The sequence below is a fragment of the Ureibacillus xyleni genome, assembly GCF_900217795.1.
Classification (GTDB): domain Bacteria; phylum Bacillota; class Bacilli; order Bacillales_A; family Planococcaceae; genus Ureibacillus; species Ureibacillus xyleni.
Genome location: NZ_OBMQ01000001.1, coordinates 388,525 through 408,676 on the forward strand (window position 1 = coordinate 388,525; position 20,152 = coordinate 408,676).

At 34.7% G+C, this 20,152-nt stretch carries 20 protein-coding genes and 1 other annotated feature; of the genes, 13 read left to right on the forward strand and 7 right to left on the reverse strand.

Features of this window, described 5'->3' with window-relative positions:
- Positions 1–79: 79 nt before the first annotated feature.
- Both CRO00_RS01730 and CRO00_RS01735 read left to right on the forward strand, forming a co-directional pair.
- Entirely contained in the window at positions 80–844 is a 765-nt protein-coding gene (locus CRO00_RS01730) for a prolyl oligopeptidase family serine peptidase (RefSeq protein ID WP_097071914.1), read from the forward strand.
- 56 nt (positions 845–900) lie between these two features.
- Entirely contained in the window at positions 901–1,215 is a 315-nt protein-coding gene (locus CRO00_RS01735) for a metal-sulfur cluster assembly factor (protein WP_097071915.1), read from the forward strand.
- Between the two features lie 37 nt (positions 1,216–1,252).
- Here the strand turns inward: CRO00_RS01735 and CRO00_RS01740 are convergent, their stop codons facing one another.
- Complete coding sequence (locus CRO00_RS01740) at positions 1,253–1,945, reverse strand: Crp/Fnr family transcriptional regulator (protein ID WP_237658296.1); 693 nt, start codon at positions 1,943–1,945, stop codon at positions 1,253–1,255.
- Between the two features lie 171 nt (positions 1,946–2,116).
- On the opposite strand from CRO00_RS01740, the gene CRO00_RS01745 reads away from it, so the two are divergent.
- The gene (locus CRO00_RS01745) at positions 2,117–4,249 is read left to right on the forward strand and encodes an ATP-dependent Clp protease ATP-binding subunit (RefSeq protein WP_097071916.1); all 2,133 of its coding nucleotides are present in this window, start codon (positions 2,117–2,119) and stop codon (positions 4,247–4,249) included.
- Positions 4,250–4,679: 430 nt separating this feature from the next.
- Here the strand turns inward: CRO00_RS01745 and CRO00_RS01750 are convergent, their stop codons facing one another.
- A complete protein-coding gene (locus tag CRO00_RS01750) occupies positions 4,680–4,871 on the reverse strand; it encodes a DUF2929 family protein (RefSeq protein ID WP_097071917.1) in 192 nt (63 codons plus the stop codon).
- 191 nt (positions 4,872–5,062) lie between these two features.
- On the opposite strand from CRO00_RS01750, the gene CRO00_RS01755 reads away from it, so the two are divergent.
- Positions 5,063–6,001 carry a beta-ketoacyl-ACP synthase III gene (locus tag CRO00_RS01755; protein WP_097071918.1) on the forward strand — a complete coding sequence of 313 codons (939 nt, stop codon included), beginning with the start codon at positions 5,063–5,065 and terminating at the stop codon, positions 5,999–6,001.
- A 47-nt stretch (positions 6,002–6,048) separates the two neighbouring features.
- Positions 6,049–7,284 carry a beta-ketoacyl-ACP synthase II gene (gene fabF / locus CRO00_RS01760; RefSeq protein WP_097071919.1) on the forward strand — a complete coding sequence of 412 codons (1,236 nt, stop codon included), beginning with the start codon at positions 6,049–6,051 and terminating at the stop codon, positions 7,282–7,284.
- 264 nt (positions 7,285–7,548) lie between these two features.
- Here fabF and trpS read toward each other — a convergent pair whose 3' ends face one another.
- Entirely contained in the window at positions 7,549–8,538 is a 990-nt protein-coding gene (gene trpS / locus CRO00_RS01770; RefSeq protein ID WP_097071921.1) for a tryptophan--tRNA ligase, read from the reverse strand.
- A gap of 65 nt (positions 8,539–8,603) precedes the next feature.
- Positions 8,604–8,821, reverse strand: a binding site (T-box leader).
- Between the two features lie 506 nt (positions 8,822–9,327).
- Here trpS and spxA point away from each other — a divergent pair.
- From spxA to pepF, 4 genes are all read left to right on the forward strand, one after another.
- Entirely contained in the window at positions 9,328–9,723 is a 396-nt protein-coding gene (gene spxA / locus CRO00_RS01775; protein WP_202615613.1) for a transcriptional regulator SpxA, read from the forward strand.
- Between the two features lie 419 nt (positions 9,724–10,142).
- The gene (mecA, locus tag CRO00_RS01780; RefSeq protein ID WP_097071923.1) at positions 10,143–10,796 is read left to right on the forward strand and encodes an adaptor protein MecA; all 654 of its coding nucleotides are present in this window, start codon (positions 10,143–10,145) and stop codon (positions 10,794–10,796) included.
- A 129-nt stretch (positions 10,797–10,925) separates the two neighbouring features.
- Complete coding sequence (locus CRO00_RS01785) at positions 10,926–12,056, forward strand: competence protein CoiA (RefSeq protein ID WP_097071924.1); 1,131 nt, start codon at positions 10,926–10,928, stop codon at positions 12,054–12,056.
- 54 nt (positions 12,057–12,110) lie between these two features.
- Positions 12,111–13,919 (forward strand): oligoendopeptidase F, encoded by a 1,809-nt coding sequence (gene pepF, locus CRO00_RS01790; protein ID WP_097071925.1) that lies wholly within the window; start codon positions 12,111–12,113, stop codon positions 13,917–13,919.
- 471 nt (positions 13,920–14,390) lie between these two features.
- Here pepF and CRO00_RS01795 read toward each other — a convergent pair whose 3' ends face one another.
- From CRO00_RS01795 to CRO00_RS01810, 4 genes are all read right to left on the reverse strand, one after another.
- A complete protein-coding gene (locus CRO00_RS01795; RefSeq protein ID WP_097071926.1) occupies positions 14,391–15,194 on the reverse strand; it encodes a DsbA family protein in 804 nt (267 codons plus the stop codon).
- Positions 15,191–15,592: a globin domain-containing protein gene (locus CRO00_RS01800; RefSeq protein ID WP_097071927.1), complete on the reverse strand. Its 402-nt coding sequence runs from the start codon at positions 15,590–15,592 to the stop codon at positions 15,191–15,193. Before CRO00_RS01800 ends, CRO00_RS01795 begins: the two co-directional genes overlap by 4 nt.
- A gap of 157 nt (positions 15,593–15,749) precedes the next feature.
- Positions 15,750–16,496, reverse strand: coding sequence for a lytic transglycosylase domain-containing protein (locus CRO00_RS01805; RefSeq protein ID WP_097071928.1), 747 nt, complete (start codon positions 16,494–16,496; stop codon positions 15,750–15,752).
- Positions 16,497–16,502: 6 nt separating this feature from the next.
- Positions 16,503–17,081, reverse strand: coding sequence for a CYTH domain-containing protein (locus CRO00_RS01810; RefSeq protein WP_097071929.1), 579 nt, complete (start codon positions 17,079–17,081; stop codon positions 16,503–16,505).
- 111 nt (positions 17,082–17,192) lie between these two features.
- On the opposite strand from CRO00_RS01810, the gene CRO00_RS01815 reads away from it, so the two are divergent.
- The 4 genes from CRO00_RS01815 (at position 17,193) to CRO00_RS01830 (ending at position 20,089) form a co-directional block, all read left to right on the forward strand.
- The gene (locus CRO00_RS01815; RefSeq protein ID WP_097071930.1) at positions 17,193–17,585 is read left to right on the forward strand and encodes a UPF0738 family protein; all 393 of its coding nucleotides are present in this window, start codon (positions 17,193–17,195) and stop codon (positions 17,583–17,585) included.
- Positions 17,586–17,706: 121 nt separating this feature from the next.
- On the forward strand, positions 17,707–18,381 hold the full coding sequence (gene yjbM, locus CRO00_RS01820; protein ID WP_097071931.1) for a GTP diphosphokinase: 675 nt from the start codon (positions 17,707–17,709) through the stop codon (positions 18,379–18,381).
- Between the two features lies 1 nt (position 18,382).
- Entirely contained in the window at positions 18,383–19,177 is a 795-nt protein-coding gene (locus CRO00_RS01825) for an NAD kinase (protein WP_237658312.1), read from the forward strand.
- 9 nt (positions 19,178–19,186) lie between these two features.
- Positions 19,187–20,089 (forward strand): RluA family pseudouridine synthase, encoded by a 903-nt coding sequence (locus CRO00_RS01830; RefSeq protein WP_097071933.1) that lies wholly within the window; start codon positions 19,187–19,189, stop codon positions 20,087–20,089.
- The last annotated feature ends 63 nt before the right edge of the window (positions 20,090–20,152 follow it).

The window sequence follows — 20,152 nt, forward strand, 5'->3', positions numbered from 1 at the left end:
TTGTTATTGTACGATTTTAATAAGTGTTATTTTATTCTTTGCTTTACATGAATTAGATATACTTGAGGAGATGGTAAAAATGTATGTTCAAAATGATATGTGGCAAGATATACCGTTATTACATGTTTATGATGAGAAAATGGATGAACATACACCAATCGTCATCTTTTTACATGGCTTTCAAAGCGCAAAGGAACATAATTTGCACTATGCATATCAACTTGTAAAAAAAGGGGTACGTGTCATTTTGCCAGATGCAAAACTACATGGAGATCGTTCAGAAAATTTGTCTGAAGGAAAGATGAACTTACACTTTTGGGAAATTGTTTTAAATTCAATTCAAGAGGTAGGAGTGCTTTATAACGAATTGCTTTCAAGGGAATTGGTTACATCCGGAAAAATCGGTGTTGCAGGGACTTCCATGGGTGGCATAATAACATCAGGTTGTTTAAAAAAATATGAGTGGATTTCAGCAGCAGCTATTTGTATGGGTGCTCCAGGATTTGTAGAGTTATCGAACTATCAATTAAATCAATTTGAGTCAATTGGAGTAAAATTACCAATGACATCAGAACAAAAAGATCAACTCCAAGATTTATTGGCTGAATATGATATTACAAGAGAGCCCGAAAAATTTAATCAACGTCCAGTTCTTTTTTGGCATGGTGAAAAAGATACAACGGTTCCTTTTAAAAATACATATCATTTTTATATGCAGTTACGTTCATACTATGTGCAAGCACAAGACCATTTAAAATTTATTGTATCACCAAATGATGGGCATAAAGTACCGCGAGAAGGTGTTATTGTTGTTACGGATTGGCTTTCTCAACATTTGGAATAAAGTTTAACCTTTGATATGATGAAGTTAGCACTATTGAGAAAGGGGAAAAGGTGAATATGGCAATAAGCGAAGATATGAAAGAAAGCATTCTTGGAGCGCTGGAAAACGTAATCGACCCTGAGTTAGGTATTGATATCGTTAACTTAGGTTTAGTATACGATGTCGATTTAAATGACGAAGGTTTAGCTACGATAACAATGACATTAACATCAATGGGTTGCCCACTAGGACCAGTTATTGTTGATCAAGTGAAAACGGCTTTAAGTGAGCTTCCTGAAGTAAAAGATAGTGAAGTAAACATTGTATGGCAACCAGCATGGTCAAAAGACATGATGTCACGCTATGCAAAAATGGCCTTGGGTATAAGATAAAACAAATAGTCGTAGAGAATTTTGGCTCTACGACTATCTAATCAATTCTGCAAATAGTTGATGGGCAATTTTCACAACAAATCGCTTGTTTCAAAAAACTAATATTCATAATCGTAATGTATCCTTTATCAAAACTGATAATCTTTTGCTTTTTTAATTCATTCAACATCCGATTAATCATTTCACGACTTGTGGAACAGAGGTTAGCAATTTCAGTATTTGTTAAAAAGTGTTTGATTAAAATTTTATTATCTTCTAAAGGCTCTCCATATGTGTTTGCTAAACGTATTAACGTTGAATACAGCGCACCTTTTTTTCCATGTAAAATAAGATCCCGTAATAGACTTTGATTTTTTAAGTTTTCATTTTGTAGCCACTTTAAATATTCAATCATTAAAGCGGGTTTTTGTGTTAACATCATTTCTAGTGAATCTTTACTTAGCGCTAATAATTCCGTATGAACATTTGCTTTTGCAGTTGTTGATCTAACTGTTGTTTCACTAAATAATGGGCATTCCCCAATAATGCTTTGACTACCGCAAATTCTAAATGTAATTTCCTTTGCATCTTCTGTTTCCTTACTAATTTGAACAGTTCCTTCTTTAATTAGAAGAATTTCTGTGGCACACTCACCCTCTTGAAAAATATTACTTCCTTTTTCAACCTTAATTAATGAACCGTGTTCTTCAAACAAATGAATTATGTCAATCGGCAATGTATCAACTACCACGCCATCACTTCCTTTTAAGTAGATGCAAAATCAAACAAGTATTTGAAATACATCATAACATATTTTTTTTCTTTCTCGTAAAAACTTTATAGTGTGAATTTTTGCATTTCCTACTCAAACATCTTATAATCAAATTAGTCAAAAAAGGTCAAAGTTGAAGAGGTGTAAATAATGCAATTTCAACAACAAGATAATCGAAAACCATTAGAGCAATTTGGACGAAACTTAATCGAAGAAGTAAAAAATGGCAAGATGGACCCAGTAATAGGAAGAGACGAAGAAATCCGAAACGTCATTCGTATTTTATCAAGAAAGACTAAAAACAATCCAATCTTAATTGGGGAGCCAGGTGTTGGTAAAACAGCCATTGTTGAAGGATTGGCTCAGCGAATCGTTAGAAAAGATGTACCAGAAGGATTAAAAGATTGCATTTTATATGAGTTGGATATGAGCGCTTTAATCGCCGGTGCAAGTTACCGTGGTCAATTCGAGGAAAGATTAAAAGGAGTACTAAAGGAAGTAAAAGAATCAGAAGGTCGTATCATATTATTTATTGACGAGATTCATACAATCGTTGGTGCCGGCAAAACAGATGGGGCAATGGATGCAGGGAATATGTTAAAACCAATGTTAGCTCGTGGGGAACTACACTGTATTGGAGCAACAACACTTGACGAGTATCGTATGTATATTGAAAAGGATCCGGCTCTAGAACGCCGCTTCCAACAAGTTATGGTGCGTGAACCTTCTATTGAAGATACAGTTTCGATTTTACGTGGTTTAAAAGAACGGTTTGAATTACATCACGGTGTCCGCATTCATGACCGCGCAATCATAGCTGCTGCCGAACTTTCCAATCGCTATATAACTGATCGATTTTTACCAGATAAAGCTATTGATTTAATTGACGAAGCATGTGCTATGATTCGTACGGAGATTGATTCAATGCCACAGGAACTAGACATGGTAACAAGACGTGTCATGCAGTTAGAAATTGAAGAACAGGCGTTAACGAAAGAAAAAGATGAAGCCAGTAAAAAACGTCTAGAAGCATTGCGAAATGAATTAGAGACGTTAAAACAATCTACGGCAAATATGCGAAAGCAATGGGAACAAGAAAAATCAGGCTTACAGGAGATTCAAAAGAAACGCGAACAGCTAGATAAATATCGCCGTGACTTAGAAGACGCAGAAAGCAAATATGATTTAAATAAAGCAGCTGAATTACGCCATGGTAAAATCCCTGCAATCGAAAAGGAATTATCTGCATTAGAAGAAGAGTTGAAAATGGGCTCTGAAACTCGTATTCTCCGAGAAGAAGTAACTGCAGATGAAATCGCATCAATTATCTCAAGATGGACAGGCATTCCTGTGACGAAGCTAGTTGAAGGAGAACGTAATAAATTATTACGTTTAAAAGATACGCTCCATGAAAGAGTCGTTGGTCAAGATGAAGCCGTGAAATTGGTGACGGAAGCTGTATGGCGAGCACGTTCTGGTATTAAAGATCCAAACCGCCCAATTGGTTCCTTTATTTTCCTAGGTCCAACTGGGGTAGGGAAAACCGAGCTAGCGAAGGCATTAGCAGCCCAACTTTTTGATTCAGAAGATCACTTTATTCGAATTGATATGAGTGAATATATGGAGAAACATAGTGTGTCACGTTTAGTGGGGGCACCTCCTGGATATGTTGGTTATGAAGAAGGGGGTCAGTTAACAGAAGCTGTCCGCCGTAACCCATATTCTGTTGTGTTGTTGGACGAAATCGAAAAAGCACACCCGGATGTAGCGAATATTCTATTGCAGATTTTGGATGATGGCCGCATTACAGATAGCCAAGGACGACTTGTCAACTTTACGAATACCGTAGTGATAATGACGTCTAACATTGGATCGCATCACTTGTTAGAAGCAAACCCGAATCCTGAGAAAACAACTGAAGATTTAGTGATGGCTGAACTAAGACTACACTTTAAACCAGAGTTATTAAATCGAGTGGATGATATCATTATGTTCCATGCGTTAACGTCGAATCACTTCAACGCCATTGCTTGGAAATATGTCGGGCAGCTACAAAAGCGCGTTGCAGAACAAGAAATTGAGTTAGATGTTTCCGAAGAAGTTGTGACTTGGGTTGTAGAACATGGAATCGATCCTCAGTTCGGAGCACGACCATTAAAACGATTCATCCAGCGTAACGTAGAAACCGTCGTTGCAATGGAGCTGCTAAAAGGGGAAGCTCTACCAGGAGATAGATTACAAGTATTGTTAGAAGATGATCAGTTAGTGGTGAAAAAAATATAAAAGCTATGTTTGGACAGTAGTAGACTCAGGAGAAAATGAGTTTGCTGCTGTCTTTTTGCATAATTTGTGGGGATTTGCAGTGAATGTGATTATTGATACAAACTATAAGTGACACTTATGGAAAATGCAAAGACTTCATGCCCACCTCCAATTAAAGTTGTAATATAAAGTGGAGAACGGAACTTGCCTGATGGATACAACAATTCCGGAAAAAATCCGCAAAAACTGTATTCATAACCCCGATGAAAACAAAAATTTAGAATAAAGTCGAAAAAAATGTCTTCATCCCCCCGATGATAACAAAAACGCAAGTAAACGTCGCCAAAAAAATGCATTCACAACACCATCTCGGCAGTGCAAATTAACCATTGCTCGGAAATAGCCCAAAGAAAAAAGCACTCCCTATAACAGGAAGTGCCTACCTTACAAATTAATGATGTTCTGCATCTGGAGTTGGTTCGTTTGGAATAATTGCGCTGATGATAACAATCAGAATTAGGAAAACAACTGAGATAACTAAGCTAGTAATTAAGCTAAATGGTACATTCAAAATTGAGCTTACTACATACGTTACCATTGTAACTAGTAAGAATGACCATACAAATGACATAATATATTGCATCTAATTTCACCTCTACTATAACTTTTAAATAGTATATCTATATTCATCTTAAATATCATACCATAGGAAAACATGAAAGAACAATAAACTTTTAGAACAATTCGTGAAAATAAGGTTGAGTAACGCAACATTATGAGCTATAATTATGACCAAGTACTAAATGCAAGTCATAAAAAAGGGGGCTTTTCAAAATGAATGCAGGGATAATTGGGGTAGGCAAATATGTTCCGGAAAATGTCGTAACGAACTTCGATTTAGAAAAAAGAATTGATACAAATGACGAATGGATTCGAACAAGAACTGGTATAGAAGAAAGAAGAATTGCAGCAGATCATGAAAACACTTCTGATTTAGCTTATTTAGCTGCTAAAGAAGCGATAGAGAACGCAGGGATTACAGCGGACGAAATTGGTTTAATACTAGTTGCTACTGTAACTCCAGATCAAGCATTTCCAAGTGTGGCATGCCAATTACAAGAAAAACTTGGTGCTGTTAATGCAGCGGCATTGGACGTAGCGGCTGCTTGTGCTGGATTTATCTATGCACTTGCTACTGCAAAACAGTTTATTGAGACGCAAACATACAAATACGTATTAGTAGTAGGTGCTGAAAAACTATCGAAAATAACAGATTGGACAGATCGAAATACCGCTGTTTTATTTGGTGATGGTGCCTGTGCTGCAGTGCTAGGTGAAGTTTCTGAAGGACGTGGAATTTTAGCATTTGAATTAGGCGCAGATGGTACGGGTGGAAAACATTTATATCTTAATGAAGTAGACCATATCGCTATGAACGGTAGAGAAGTATTTAAATTCGCGGTACGCCAAATGGGTGAATCTGCTATTTCGGTATTAGAAAAAGCAGGACTAACAAAAGAAGATGTTGACTTCTTAATTCCACACCAAGCGAATATTCGTATAATGGAAGCTTCTAGGGAACGTCTAAACTTACCAGAAGAAAAATTATCTAAACGAATTCACAAATATGGAAATACTTCTTCGGCTTCTATTGGATTAGCTTTAAAAGACGAATTAGATGATGGTAAAATAAAAGATGATGATATACTAGTCTTAGTTGGTATCGGAGGCGGCCTAACTTGGGGTGCGGCTGTAATCAAATGGGGCAAATAATTTATTTCAATGAAAATAGTTTATAACCTAAGGGGGATAAGAAAACTATGAAAAGAAGAGTAGTCATTACAGGTGTTGGAGCAGTTACACCTTTAGGTAATACAATTGAAGAAACTTGGGAAAATTTAATTTCAGGTAAATCTGGCGTAGGTCCTTTAACAAGAGTCGATGCAGAAAAATTCCCAGCAAAAGTAGCAGCAGAAGTGAAAGATTTCGATATTGAACAATATATTGATCGTAAAGAAGCACGCAAAATGGACCGCTTTACTCATTACGCATTGGCTTCCTCGATCATGGCAGTAAAAGATGCAAATTTAGACATTACAGAAGAAATTGCACCAAAAGTTGGTGTTTGGATTGGTTCAGGTATTGGCGGAATGGAAACGTACGAAAAACAAATGGAAGTTTTCCAAGAACGTGGTGTACGTCGTGTTAGTCCATTCTTCGTACCAATGATGATTCCGAATATGGCTTCTGGTCAAGTTTCTATCCATTTAGGAGCTAAAGGAATTAATTCATGTTCCGTTACTGCATGTGCATCAGGAACAAATTCAATTGGTGACGCATTTAAAGTTATTCAACGTGGTGATGCTGATGTGATGATTACAGGCGGAGCAGAAGCACCAATTGTAAATATGGCCGTAGCAGGATTCTGTTCAAGTACAGCCCTATCATTAAATACAGATGCTCAAACTGCATCACGTCCATTCGATAAAAACCGCGATGGATTTGTTATTGCAGAAGGTGCAGGAGTTATTGTCCTTGAAGAGTATGAATTTGCAAAAGCTCGTGGCGCAAAAATTTATGCAGAAATCGTAGGATATGGTGCAACAGGAGATGCATACCATATTACAGCTCCAGCTCCAAATGGCGAGGGTGCTGCTCGTGCAATTCAACAAGCTTTAGAAGATGCAGAAGTAGCTCCAACTGTAGTTGGTTATATTAATGCCCACGGTACAAGTACGCCATACAATGACTTATTTGAAACGATGGCAGTAAAATCTGTATTTGGAGAACATGCATACAAATTAGCAATGAGTTCAACAAAATCGATGACTGGTCACTTATTAGGAGCAGCAGGTGGGGTTGAAACAATTTTTACAGCCTTAGCTCTTAAAGAAGGAATTTTACCACCAACGATTAACTTAGAAACTCCAGATCCAGAATGTGATTTAGATTATATTCCAAACGAAGCACGTAAAGAATTTGTAGAATATGCAATGTCAAATTCTCTCGGTTTTGGTGGACATAATGCAAGCTTATTATTAAGAAAAGTAGACTAAATAATATGTCGATAAGAAAATGCCTTTAGCGAAAAGCTAAAGGCATTTTTGTTTTCACTCATGAATATTAAATTATAAAAGGAGTGTTGGACATGTTTCGTTTTATGCTTTTTTTATTTAGCTATGGCATATGTGTCATATCCGTAGGCAACCTACTTTTATATTTAAATTACAGAACTCTCGGTTATTCTTGGACTGCAGTTTGGGCATTTATTGTTGGTACTCATGAGTTATATTTAGCGATTGGATCAATCATTGTATTGTTTATCTTGATTTTCGACCTAATCCCATCGCGTTTTCCATTTTTTTAACCGTAGCTGATGCAATTGCGTTTGCTTTCTCTGCACCTTCATCTAAAATTTTATCTAATTCTTCTGAGTCGATAAGTTCGTTAAATCTTTCTTGGACAGGCGTTAAATGTTCAATTAAACTAGTAGCTACACCTTCTTTAAAAGCACCGTAGCCAAGCCCTTCATACTTTTTAACAAGGGTTTCAATCGCTATTCCTGTAACTGCAGATTCAATTGTTAAAAGGTTTGAAACTCCTGGTTTGTTTTTTTCATCAAAAGCAACGACGCCTTCTGAATCTGTCACAGCAGATTTAATTTTCTTTTCAATTTGTTTTGGTGTATCTAAAAAACGAATCGTTGCTTTTGTGTTTGGATCTGATTTACTCATTTTTTTTGTTGGTTCTTGTAATGATTTAATTCGTGCACCAGATTTTGGAAGTTGAATCTCTGGGATGACAAATACTTCTCCGTAACGTTTATTAAAACGTTCTGCTAGGTCACGTGTTAATTCAATATGTTGTTTTTGATCATCCCCTACAGGAACGATATCAGTATTGTATAGTAGAATATCTGCTGCCATTAATGGTGGGTAAGTTAAAAGTCCGGCTGGTACAGATTCTTTCCCTTCTGATTTATCTTTATATTGGGTCATACGCTCAAGTTCACCGATTGATGCAACACATTGTAACATCCAACCTGCCTGTGCATGTGCAGGAACTTCTGATTGTATGAATAGAATTGCTTTGTTAGGATCAATTCCTGTTGCCAAATAAGTAGCTGCTAGCGTTCGAATATTTGAACGTAATTCTTTTGGATCTTGTGGTAGTGTTATTGCATGTTGATCTACTATACAATAAACGGCTTTCCCTTCATCTTGAAGAGCAGGAAACTGCATAAAAGCCCCGATGTAATTCCCTAGTGTAACAACCCCAGTTGGTTGAACTCCTGAAAAAATTGTTTTCATCAATAAATCCTCCTAAATTTCTTTTCTAAAAATAAAAAACATCATGCGTCCTTACGAAATGTTCGTAATGGGACGAATGATGTTGAATCCGCGGTACCACCCAGCTTGTCTATAAATAGACCACTTGACCTTCGTAACGTGAAGGAAACGAGCTTTACTACTAACATGTTCATAAAGCCAACTCGAAAGTCCATTCCATTTGCACCGTATCTGTTTGCACCAACCACAGATTCTCTAATAATAACGGAAGAACAAATGTACTACTCTTTGTCATTGTTTTTACAATTTTTCACCAATATATATTTGATAATTAATATATAAAAAATTTTTACTAATTGCAAATAATATTTTTTTGCCATTGAATGAAAAAACATAACGATGGGTAACATTGTAACGTGGTTAAGATATTGTTATTTAAAGGAACTTTTTCATTTGTACAAATGACTTGCGCAAGGAGAATGGGGTAATAAGCGTCAGAATTTACAGAAAGTTATGATTATTTCTCGATTAATGTTATCTAATTGAGAATTATTTTTGTAAAATTTGTTAGTTTTAATACCATAAAAAAAGGGAATAGAAGACATGTATAGTAAAAATGTATAAATTATATGCATGAAAGAGAAAAAATGAAAATAATTTAACTCGATATTCTATTTATTTTCTTAATAAGTTGTATTCAAATGAGAAAGAATGTTGTATAATTAAGACGTTATTTTAAATTAAATTAATTCTAATCTAATAAAAAGTTGAGAATAGATTATTAATCAAAAGAAGGGAAGTGTCATAATGATCGTAACATTATTTACATCACCAAGTTGCACATCTTGTCGAAAAGCAAAAGCTTGGTTAGAAGAACACGAAATTCCTTATAGAGAACGAAATATTTTTTCAGAACCATTAACAATAGGTGAAATAAAAGAGATATTACGAATGACAGAAGATGGAACCGATGAAATCATCTCAACTCGTTCAAAAATTTTTCAAAAGTTAAATGTAGATGTTGAAAGCTTACCATTACAACAATTGTACGAACTAATCCAAGAACACCCAGGCCTATTACGTCGACCAATTATTTTAGATGAAAAGCGCCTTCAAGTTGGATACAATGAAGATGAAATTCGCCGCTTCTTACCTAGAAAAGTTCGTGCTTTCCAATTGTTAGAGGCGCAAAAAATGGTGAATTAAACCTGTATTTGTTTAATCTAAAAGCAATCGATAAAATCCATTTTCCTTGGGTTTTATCTTTTTTTATTTTTATAGTAAATGAAGAACATTTTTGCAGGGAATATTAATGAATCACTTTAACATATAATAATTAATCTTTTAAAATTTTTCACTTGATTTCAAAAGTATTGTCAACTACAATTTCAATATTCAAATAATTTTATTTGGCCGGTGTTTTTTTCTTTTCATTTTTATTAGGTAATCATACAATAGAGTTATAGAATAAAACATAATTATAGAAATAAATAATGTTTTGTTCTTAACCAGAAATACTGGCGTAAACACTTTTTGAATTAACAGATTAAATCTTGTTAATCAAAACATACTAAGAACGCTTTCCTTGTTTTTCAACGAATGACTGTGAAGGGAGTTGAAGTCTAATGGACATCGAACGCGTAAACGAAAACACGATAAAGCTCTTTATTACGTATCGTGATATTGAAGATCGCGGATATAGCCGTGAAGAAATATGGTACAACAGAGCAAAAGGAGAAGAACTCTTTTGGGATATGATTGGAGAAATCAATACAGAAGATTACTTTGATTTAGATGGCCCAATTTGGATTCATGTAAATGCTTCTGAACATGGACTTGAAGTCATTGTTACTCGTGCAAATATTAATGGTGACAGTGAATCTAACTCCTTGCTTTCTAGCTTCGAGGAGCACCGTGAAGCTTCCCAACATAATATAGATGAATCTATTTTTGATTCTTTTGATGAAGAAGAAGGTGTTCATCATCAAGGAATCACAAATATTTCGATTTATAAATTTAAAGACATTGATGAATTAATCCCAGTTGCAAATCGAATCGTAACATTTGGTTTACAATCATCTTTGTACAAATATGAGAATTACTATTATGTAGCAATTGATTTCACAAATATTACTGAAAAAGAGGAACGTCTAAACATTCGATCAATTATTAACGAATATCTAGGTAGCTCTAAATTAACAGTATTCCGTCTCCAAGAATATGGTGAAACTATTATGGAAGAAGATTGCTTTGAAACGGTAATTAAATATTTTTCTTAAAAGATTAGAGGTGACCTAAACTAGGGGCATCTCTTTTTTTTTGTAAATTATTAATTTCCAATGATTTAAAATAAGCGCTTGAAATCCAACTATTTCCTCCTTACAATTACTGTTAGGAGGGGACGCTAAATGCTAGTTGCTTATACAGATCAAAATCAAAGGTTTGTATTACATTCGAGTATACTTCCATCAACTTTAAAACAACTTCGAACAACAACGAATTTTTATTGTCCACAATGCAAACAACAGCTCCAGCTAAAAGTAGGGCATGTAAAAATACCGCATTTTGCCCATGTGAAGAAAAGTGAGTGTGAGCATTCATTCTCTGATGGCGAGTCACCTCAACATTTGGAAGGAAAAGAACAGTTATTTTTACTTTTTCAAACTCTCCGTTTAAATGTTCAGTTAGAACCTTATCTACCTAAGTTAAAACAACGGCCAGACTTACTGCTACATCACAACAACAAACAGTTTGCGATTGAATTTCAATGTAGCCCAATCCCCAATGAGAAACTAACACAACGTAATTCAGGTTATTCCAGTGCTTCAATAATACCAATTTGGATTCCTGCCACACCCAGTGAAATTAGTGAAGGAATAAATAAGATTTCGATTAATAAGCAAATTCAACAATTTATTATTTCCACTAAACACCAACAATATATTATGATGTATAATCCATTTCTGCGACAGTTTATTTACCTATCAAATATATTATTTGTTCATGGCAATACTTTTATTGCAAAAGTGAATGCCTTACCTATTCAATTTCAAAATTTCCCATTTTATTTACCAAAGAATTTAACAAGAGAAGAATTTGAACGATATTTAATAATTTATAATAAAGCGAAACATAACTACTTAAAATCAAGAGTATTAATAAGTAGGACAGGTGTAAAAGATTTATTATTGCGGAGTATTTATGAACTTCGATTAAATTTACTCTCCTTACCATGCTATATTGGTGTTCCTTTAAAGGGGAGTGAAGTATTAAATCTCTTTTCAGTAGAGTGGCAAGTTGCACTATTTTATTTTCTAAAGGTTTATCAAATTTCTGTAGGGACAATAAATAAAAGTGTAATATCGCATTTTTTAAAATGGTCCAATATTAATGGAACAGAGGAAACATATAGGGTTGTCATGGACTATTGTGATTTACTCAAGGCACTTTCTATACATGATGTTAACGAGAACATTAGTAAGGAACATGTGGACAACTATCTGTATAGTCAATTTCTTGCAATTAAAAGTCAATCTTGAGAAAATGAATGAAATACGAAAATTTCGAATTAAATGGTATCGGAGGCAATTTTTATGGCGAAAAAGTTATTAAATCGTGAAGAAGTACCAGTGGAGTTAACATGGGACTTAGAAGGAATTTTCTCATCAGACGCTGCGTGGGAAGAAGAATTTAAAGAAATTGAAAAGCTAATACCTGAGGGTGAAAAATTTAAAGGTACTGTAGTTGGAAATGCAAAAAATTTATTTGATACACTTCAATTTAGTGATGAATTATCTAAACGCTTTGGGAAGCTTTACGTATATAGCCATTTAAAACACGATCAAGATACTACAAATAGTAAATACCAGGGAATGGATGCAAGAGTCCGCTCTTTAGGCGCAAAATTATCAGCTGCTTGGTCATTTATCACACCAGAGATTTTATCAATTGAGGAAGAAAAGATTCAATCCTATTTAGAAGAATATGAACCGCTTCAATTATATACACAAATGTTAAAAGAATTGAATTTAAAACGCCCCCATGTTCTATCTGCAGAACAAGAACAATTACTAGCACAGTTTACAGAAGTAACATCTGCTTCCAGTGGTACATTTAGTGCTTTAAATAATGCAGATTTAGAGTTTCCTCTTATTAAAAACGACGAAGGGGAAGAAGTGCAATTAACCCATGGAAATTATATTACGTTTTTAGAAAGCGATAATCGCCAAGTGCGGGAAGAGGCTTTTAAGGCAATGTACGACACATATGGTAAATTTAAAAATACGTTTGCATCGACATTATCTGGTAATGTTAAATCACATAATGTAAGTGCTCGTATTCGAAAATTTGATTCAGCAAGACATCGTGCATTAAGCAATAACACGATTCCTGAAAAAGTTTACGATCAGTTAATTTCAACTATTCATGAATTTTTACCTGTTTTACACCGTTATATTGCCCTTAGAAAACAAGTATTAGGTGTGGAAGAACTTCATATGTATGACCTATTCACACCATTAGTAAAAGAAGTGAAAATTGATATGCCTTATGAAAAAGCGAAGGATATTATGGTTAAAAGCTTTGCTCCATTAGGCGAAGAATACCAATCCATCGTTCAAAAAGGATTAGACAGCCGTTGGGTAGATGTTCTTGAAAACAAGGGGAAAAGAAGTGGGGCCTACTCATCAGGAACGTATGGTACGAACCCATATGTTTTAATGAACTGGCAAAATAACATTAATAATCTTTTTACGTTGGCACATGAATTTGGTCATAGTATGCATAGTTATTATACACGTCAAAATCAGCTCTATCCTTACGCAGACTACTCCATTTTTGTTGCGGAAGTGGCTTCAACTTGTAATGAGGAACTGTTATTTGACTACTTATTAAAAACAACTGAGGACTCACAGCAAAAAATTTATTTACTAAATCATTGGTTAGATGGATTCAGAAGTACTGTTTTCAGACAAACAATGTTTGCAGAGTTTGAGCACCTTATTCATGAAAAAGATGCAAACGGGGAAGCGTTAACTGCAGAAAGTTTAACTGAAATCTACTATGATTTAAATAAACAATATTTTGGTGAAGAAATGACAGTAGATGAAGAGATTGGACTCGAGTGGGCACGAATTCCACACTTCTACTACAATTATTATGTGTATCAGTATGCAACGGGGCAAAGTGCAGCAACCGCTCTGAGCAAACAGATTTTAGAAGAAGGTCAACCGGCAGTGGATCGTTATATAAATCATTTCTTAAAAGCTGGCTGTTCTGATTTCCCAATTGAAGTTCTAAAAGCTGCAGGGGTGGATATGGAATCTCCAACGCCAATAAGAGAAGCGTGTAAAGTATTTGAACAAAAGTTAATTGAACTTGAATCGTTATTATTAAATAAATAAAAAGAAGAACGATGTGAAGGTGTTCATCATTGCCTTACATCGTTTTTTTAAATTTGCAATACTAATAATATTTATATAATTCAAAATAACAATTTTTATTATTATATAACAGTTTTGAAACTACGAAAAAATGAGTACAACCTGTTATAATCCTAGTAATACCAACGTTTATGAAAACGGTTACTATATGACGAATTTGTGAAAGGTATCTAGTTTCATTGCATCGATTATTATTCTATGATAAATTAAATACGTGAAATAAATCACATAACAAACATACACCCCTTTGTTTGAACGTGAACATTTCTCCCATCCCCTTTGTGAAAAGAGACGTCTATTCTTGAAAAAGAATTGGGCGTCTCTTTTGTTATTGTTAGGCAGTGTATTAACTAGCGCAAAAAAAGTAGACAATTTCAATTCGAAATTGTCTACTACTATATTAATAGATATAAAAAATAAGTGCTTAATGAATTATTTTCTTCTCCATAGGGTAATTTCTTCGTTTGTCAGGCGATCAAGTTTTTGTTGCAGCATTCGTTTTTTTAGTTCACGTTCTGCATCCTGTTCTGAGATAGAATATATTTCAGCAACATCTGCTGTCGTTAAGGAATGAAATCTACTAAACAATTCATCTATTGTCGGAAGCGTTTGGCATGTAATTGTGTCATTAATCATTTCTTGTAAGATTTGAACATACACCTCATAAGCATACATACCACTTACTTTAAGTCCTTCATCCTCTATACATTCATTGAAGAATACAATACTCGGAACTTCATCAACATCCATTTCACGGGTAATGTGTAAGTCGCATTGAAAAGCTCGAGCTGCCTCTTTTGAACCGAAATCATTAATAAATTCATCAATGTCAAGATTCGTTTCTTTGGCGATATCAATTAAAACCGCGTAGGACGTAACATCCTTTGTATTTAATAGAGCATGTTCTTGTAATTTAAGTAAATAACGACATGAAGCACGTTTCCCTTGTAGTTCAGCTGCTTTTATCGCAATTGACGGGAGGGCAGGATGCGTAATATCCAGTTCTGCACCTGTCATACAACCTTTCGTACGTCTTAAACTATTTAACGATGCTAATTTTGTACTCAGCACATAGCGCCAAGTAAAATAATGATCGTACTCTAGTTGTAACTTTCTTAGCATTGATTGCATTTTTAAGGCCTTTTTGCAAAGTGGATCTATAAAAATATATAATTCTATAGGCTTTGTAATGCTAGAAGGTGCGACGGGTTTCGGCAATAATTGGACATTATTCACTCTAAATCCTCCTCATCTTCATTTGGCGAATTAATCATATGATGAGCAGTCATAACAAGACGTTGATAATATACTTCACGAAATTTCCCTTCAAGGCCAACCTCATCCATTGCTTCACTCATACATTCAAGCCAAGCTTGAGCACGGTCAGGAGTGATTTTAAAAGGTATATGACGAGCTTTCATCATTGGATGTCCGTGTTCCTCTGTATAAAGATTCGGCCCACCTAAATATTGAGTTTGGAATTGTATTTGTTTACGTAGAACTTCAGATAAATCTTCTGGAAAAATCGGAATTAACAATGGATGCTTCGCAACACGTTTATAAAAAGCGCGAAGGAGCTCAGAAAGTTTTTCAGCACCAATTTCCTCGTAAGGAATCGTATATTTTCGATTCATAGCTGCAACTCCTTTACTTCTTTTTGTTATACGTAATGAAATATCCGAGTATTGCATACCCCGTATAGTCGTTACTGTTTTAACACTAGAATGTGATGTATTTATTCTAACAACGTATTGCTTATTTCTCAAACAAATCGCATATTAGGAATAAATCTTAAGCGTTATAGTAGTTTAGTACCTTGTCTACATAATTAACTGTTTCCTTAAATGGTGGAATTCCACCATATTTTGAAACATTTCCAGGTCCAGCATTATATGCAGCTAATGCAAGTTCTATATTATTATTGAATTTATTTAGCATTTGGCTTAAATATTTAGTGCCTCCCATAATATTTTGTTCAGCATCTCTTGAATCATGTACACCAAGATATTTGGCTGTACCAGGCATAAGTTGCATTAAACCAGTTGCACCAGCTGAACTAACAGCATTTGGATTAAAATTAGATTCAGTTTTTATAACAGCAGCGATTAGCTTTTCTGGTACACCATACTTTGCGGAAGCTTTGGTAATTAAATCCGAGTATTTACTTGCCCCTGCAAGGACATCTGAATATCCAGATGTATTTAAGTAGTCTTTATTAATGAAGTTATGAAAAACATTATTGTTATCTGTTTCCATTAATGAGTCATAATAAGATTCAGGTATGTAATTTGAAGTTGAATTTAAGTACATTGAAGAAAGATAATTTTGTGAAGCATTGCTTTGCTCCTGTTGTGAGTAGCTTCCCAAAATATTAGCAGCGTTATTCGTTAAAGAAGAAGGTGTTGAAGACATCATTTCTTCTAGTAGTTCTGTAAAAATTGAGTTATTGTTCGTTAACGATTGAACGCTTGTTTGTGAATTGCCCATAGATTGTATTGCTTGAATTTCAAGTAACATTTTCATCGATGAAATATCCAAATACGATCAACCTTTCAACGCTTTCATAAAGCGAGCGATTTTTTTATCTGTAACATGCCTTTTAATTTGTCGGCTTTGTAAAAACTCCATAAAAATTTCTTTACCCTCTTTTTCATTACTTGCTTCATATTCTACCTCATAATCGTCACACTGCAAATAGAAAGAATGGTCAAACACAAGGATTCCACCTTTGTATGGAATTTCCACACGATCTGTTGTTAAAGAGCCAAAAACATTTAATTCATCAATGGGAATAGTTAATTCGATTAATTTTGCTCTAACTTTAGGAGCTGAAAATTCTTTACCAGCTAACATTAAATCAGCTTGCTTTCTTGTAATTTCATCTGTTGTTTCTAAATGAATATTTGTCGATTTTTTCTCTTTTAACGTACAGACAATTTTATTTTTTGTTTCCCTTATACGAAGGCCACTTGATAATTCTTTTAAGGTAAAAGATGGGGTATCGAAATAATGATTTGTTTGGCTAATAATATCTTCATCCTTCACTTGAAATTCCTTTAGCAAAAATTCATACTGTTCTTTTGTTAACATATTTTTAAATTCAATCTCTAATTCTTGGCTCATGGATACTTTCCTTTCAAAAATGGATTATGTATTTTCCTTCATTCTTTTTCTCGAAATTGTATACTGCTATGTTAAAATATGAAGGAATAGTGTTGAAGGGATGTAATTTTAATGCGCAACATTTATAAAATTGACAATTATCAGTATGTACATAATAATCACCACTTTAGTTTAAACGAAAATCAAAAGGAAATACAAATTGTTCCTGCAGGGCAAATGTTAGCAGATTCTGACCACCTTGCATTGATTTATGTTGTTGAAGAAGGTGGAGAGTTTAGCTATTTACAATTTTCGAGGGAGCTTTGGTCACATCTAGTTGATATCATGAAATCTAACCAAAATCCATATGTAACGATAAATGGAAAAGCAATTGAATTAATTCATTTCATTGAAGAACTAGAAATGCTAATTTTCAATATTGAAGGTAACGACAACTATGGTAAAGAATTTGTCGATGCCATTGAAGAAGCGTTTAAGGAAATATTCCAAAAAGACACGTTGTAATCATAAAAAACGATACGTGCTTATAAATTGATAAAGTTGCATGGTTGGGTATGCTCCACGAAAGGTGCAACAACGATTTGTTCTTTTACAACAAGTCGTGTTTTCTAAGGAGGAATTTTCTATGGGACAATGGGACATATTTTTAAGCCCATATAAACAGGCTGTGGATGAACTAAAAATCAAATTAAAAGGAATGCGTTCTCAATTTGGAATAACTGGAACCACTTCTCCAATCGAGTTTGTTACAGGTAGAGTGAAACCGTTAGCTAGTATATATGATAAAACATTAGAAAAGGGAATACCCTTTGAACCTTCTCATCAATTAACAGAAGAGCTTCAAGATATTGCTGGGCTGCGTATTATGTGTCAATTTGTTGATGATATTTCAACAGTAGTCAATTTAATCCGTCAAAGAGATGATTTGAAAGTAATTGAGGAAAAGGATTATATTACACATAGTAAACCTAGTGGATATCGCTCATACCATATGATTGTTGAATACCCTGTCGAAACAATTAACGGGAAAATTGAAGTGTTAGCAGAGATTCAAATTAGGACGCTTGCGATGAATTTTTGGGCTTCCATTGAACATTCCTTAAATTATAAATATAAAGGCTTGTTCCCTGAAGAAATAAAAAACCGACTCCAAAGTGCTGCAGAAGCTGCTTTTATATTAGATGAAGAAATGTCTTCTATTCGAAGTGAAATACAGGAAGCACAAGTATATTTTAGTGAAAATAAAGAAGCATCAAACCCAACGATTCGATCGACAAATGAGGAAAAGGAGCGTGAGTAATTTGAAGTTCTCGATTCAGTCACGCAGAGATTCTCAATCAAATGAATTGATGGAACTCGCAAAAACGTATTTACAAGATTTCGGCCTAACATTTGATGAAGAGGAACCTGAGATTGTTATTTCGATTGGTGGGGACGGGACGCTTTTACATGCTTTCCATCGCCATCTTCATCGATTGCACCAGGTTGCTTTTGTCGGAATCCACACTGGTCATTTAGGGTTTTATGCTGATTGGAAACCTTCAGAACTCGAAAAACTAGTATTATCCATTGCGAAAAAAGAATATAACGTTGTTGAATACCCATTATTAGAGGTGCATGTTCAAACTCATAATAGTGAATCAAAAACGTATTTAGCACTTAATGAGGCGACAATTAAATCTCCAGACGTTACGTTAGTGATGGATGTAGAATTAAATGGTAATCACTTTGAACGGTTCCGTGGTGACGGCCTTTGTATATCCACGCCATCCGGAAGTACTGCTTATAATAAGGCACTAGGTGGGGCAATTATCCATCCGACACTACAAGCCTTTCAAATAACAGAAATGGCGTCGATTAATAATCGAGTTTTTAGAACGGTTGGCTCGTCATTAGTATTGCCTGCCCATCATAATTGTGCATTAATACCTGTGAAAAACCAACAATTTACAATGACGATTGATCACAACCACCTTGTACAAGACGATTTGAAGTCAGTTACTTTTAATGTAGCGAACGAGAGAGTACGCTTTGCTCGTTTTAGACCTTTTCCATTTTGGGAACGAGTACATGATTCCTTTGTTTCGAACGAATAGGAGTTACCAATGGATACAAGATTTAAGCTACAGTTTACTGCGAATAAAAATGGTCAACTATTAAGGGATGCAATTAGTCATCAAGGTATTTCAAAGAGGGGATTAACCTCTATCAAGTATAATGGTGGCAATATATTAGTAAATGGAATTGAAAAAACTGTTCGCCATGTGTTAAATGAAGGCGACGAAATTACAATTATTTTCCCACCTGAAGAAACAAGTGATGGATTAATTGTAGAACACGGTCATTTATCCGTAGTTTATGAGGATGATGCTCTACTCATTATTGAAAAACCGCCCTTTATGAATACAATCCCATCTCGTGAACATCCTACTGGAAGTGTTGCGAATTTAGTGAGTGGATATTTTTTGCAAAAAGGGATTCATTCGACAGTTCATATTGTAACGAGGCTAGATCACAATACATCAGGTCTAGTTTGTATTGCAAAACATAGTCACATTCACCATTTAATGGGGTTGCAACAAAAAAGAGGGCAAATTAATAAGCAATATGAAGCAATCGTCCATGGTACAGTTGAGTTAGATGAGCAACAAATCATTGCACCAATCGGACGTAGTGAGACAAGTATCATTGAACGGGTTGTGCGAAGTGACGGTCAATATTCTCATACGGATGCTAAGGTTGTAAAACGAGGTTTTTCGATTGATGGAGAACCGTTAACACATGTTCGATTAAAGCTTCATACCGGAAGAACTCATCAAATCCGTGTTCATATGGCACATATAGGACATCCGCTAGTGGGGGATGATCTTTATGGAGGAAGTAAAAGGTTATTAAACCGGCAAGCTCTCCACTGTGTTTTCCTAGAAATGCTCCATCCTCTTACAAATGAAACGCTTGCCTTCTCAAGTGAAATACTTGAACCAATGAAGAAACTTATCAATAATTAAAAGAGATGTTCGAAAATAACTCGAACATCTTTTTATTTTCAGATAAAAATTATGTTATATTTG

What these genes read in the sequence shown, in the direction of transcription:
- trpS (WP_097071921.1), bottom strand. Translation starts at nt 8,538, where the DNA reads ATGAAAACAATTTTTTCAGGAGTTCAACCAACTGGGGTTGTTACACTA.
- CRO00_RS01830 (WP_097071933.1), top strand. Translation starts at nt 19,187, where the DNA reads ATGGATACAAGATTTAAGCTACAGTTTACTGCGAATAAAAATGGTCAA.
- CRO00_RS01750 (WP_097071917.1), bottom strand. Translation starts at nt 4,871, where the DNA reads ATGCAATATATTATGTCATTTGTATGGTCATTCTTACTAGTTACAATG.
- CRO00_RS01810 (WP_097071929.1), bottom strand. Translation starts at nt 17,081, where the DNA reads ATGAGCCAAGAATTAGAGATTGAATTTAAAAATATGTTAACAAAAGAA.
- CRO00_RS01730 (WP_097071914.1), top strand. Translation starts at nt 80, where the DNA reads ATGTATGTTCAAAATGATATGTGGCAAGATATACCGTTATTACATGTT.
- CRO00_RS01815 (WP_097071930.1), top strand. Translation starts at nt 17,193, where the DNA reads ATGCGCAACATTTATAAAATTGACAATTATCAGTATGTACATAATAAT.
- CRO00_RS01735 (WP_097071915.1), top strand. Translation starts at nt 901, where the DNA reads ATGGCAATAAGCGAAGATATGAAAGAAAGCATTCTTGGAGCGCTGGAA.
- pepF (WP_097071925.1), top strand. Translation starts at nt 12,111, where the DNA reads ATGGCGAAAAAGTTATTAAATCGTGAAGAAGTACCAGTGGAGTTAACA.
- CRO00_RS01785 (WP_097071924.1), top strand. Translation starts at nt 10,926, where the DNA reads ATGCTAGTTGCTTATACAGATCAAAATCAAAGGTTTGTATTACATTCG.
- mecA (WP_097071923.1), top strand. Translation starts at nt 10,143, where the DNA reads ATGGACATCGAACGCGTAAACGAAAACACGATAAAGCTCTTTATTACG.
- CRO00_RS01755 (WP_097071918.1), top strand. Translation starts at nt 5,063, where the DNA reads ATGAATGCAGGGATAATTGGGGTAGGCAAATATGTTCCGGAAAATGTC.
- CRO00_RS01800 (WP_097071927.1), bottom strand. Translation starts at nt 15,592, where the DNA reads ATGAATCGAAAATATACGATTCCTTACGAGGAAATTGGTGCTGAAAAA.
- CRO00_RS01745 (WP_097071916.1), top strand. Translation starts at nt 2,117, where the DNA reads ATGCAATTTCAACAACAAGATAATCGAAAACCATTAGAGCAATTTGGA.
- yjbM (WP_097071931.1), top strand. Translation starts at nt 17,707, where the DNA reads ATGGGACAATGGGACATATTTTTAAGCCCATATAAACAGGCTGTGGAT.
- fabF (WP_097071919.1), top strand. Translation starts at nt 6,049, where the DNA reads ATGAAAAGAAGAGTAGTCATTACAGGTGTTGGAGCAGTTACACCTTTA.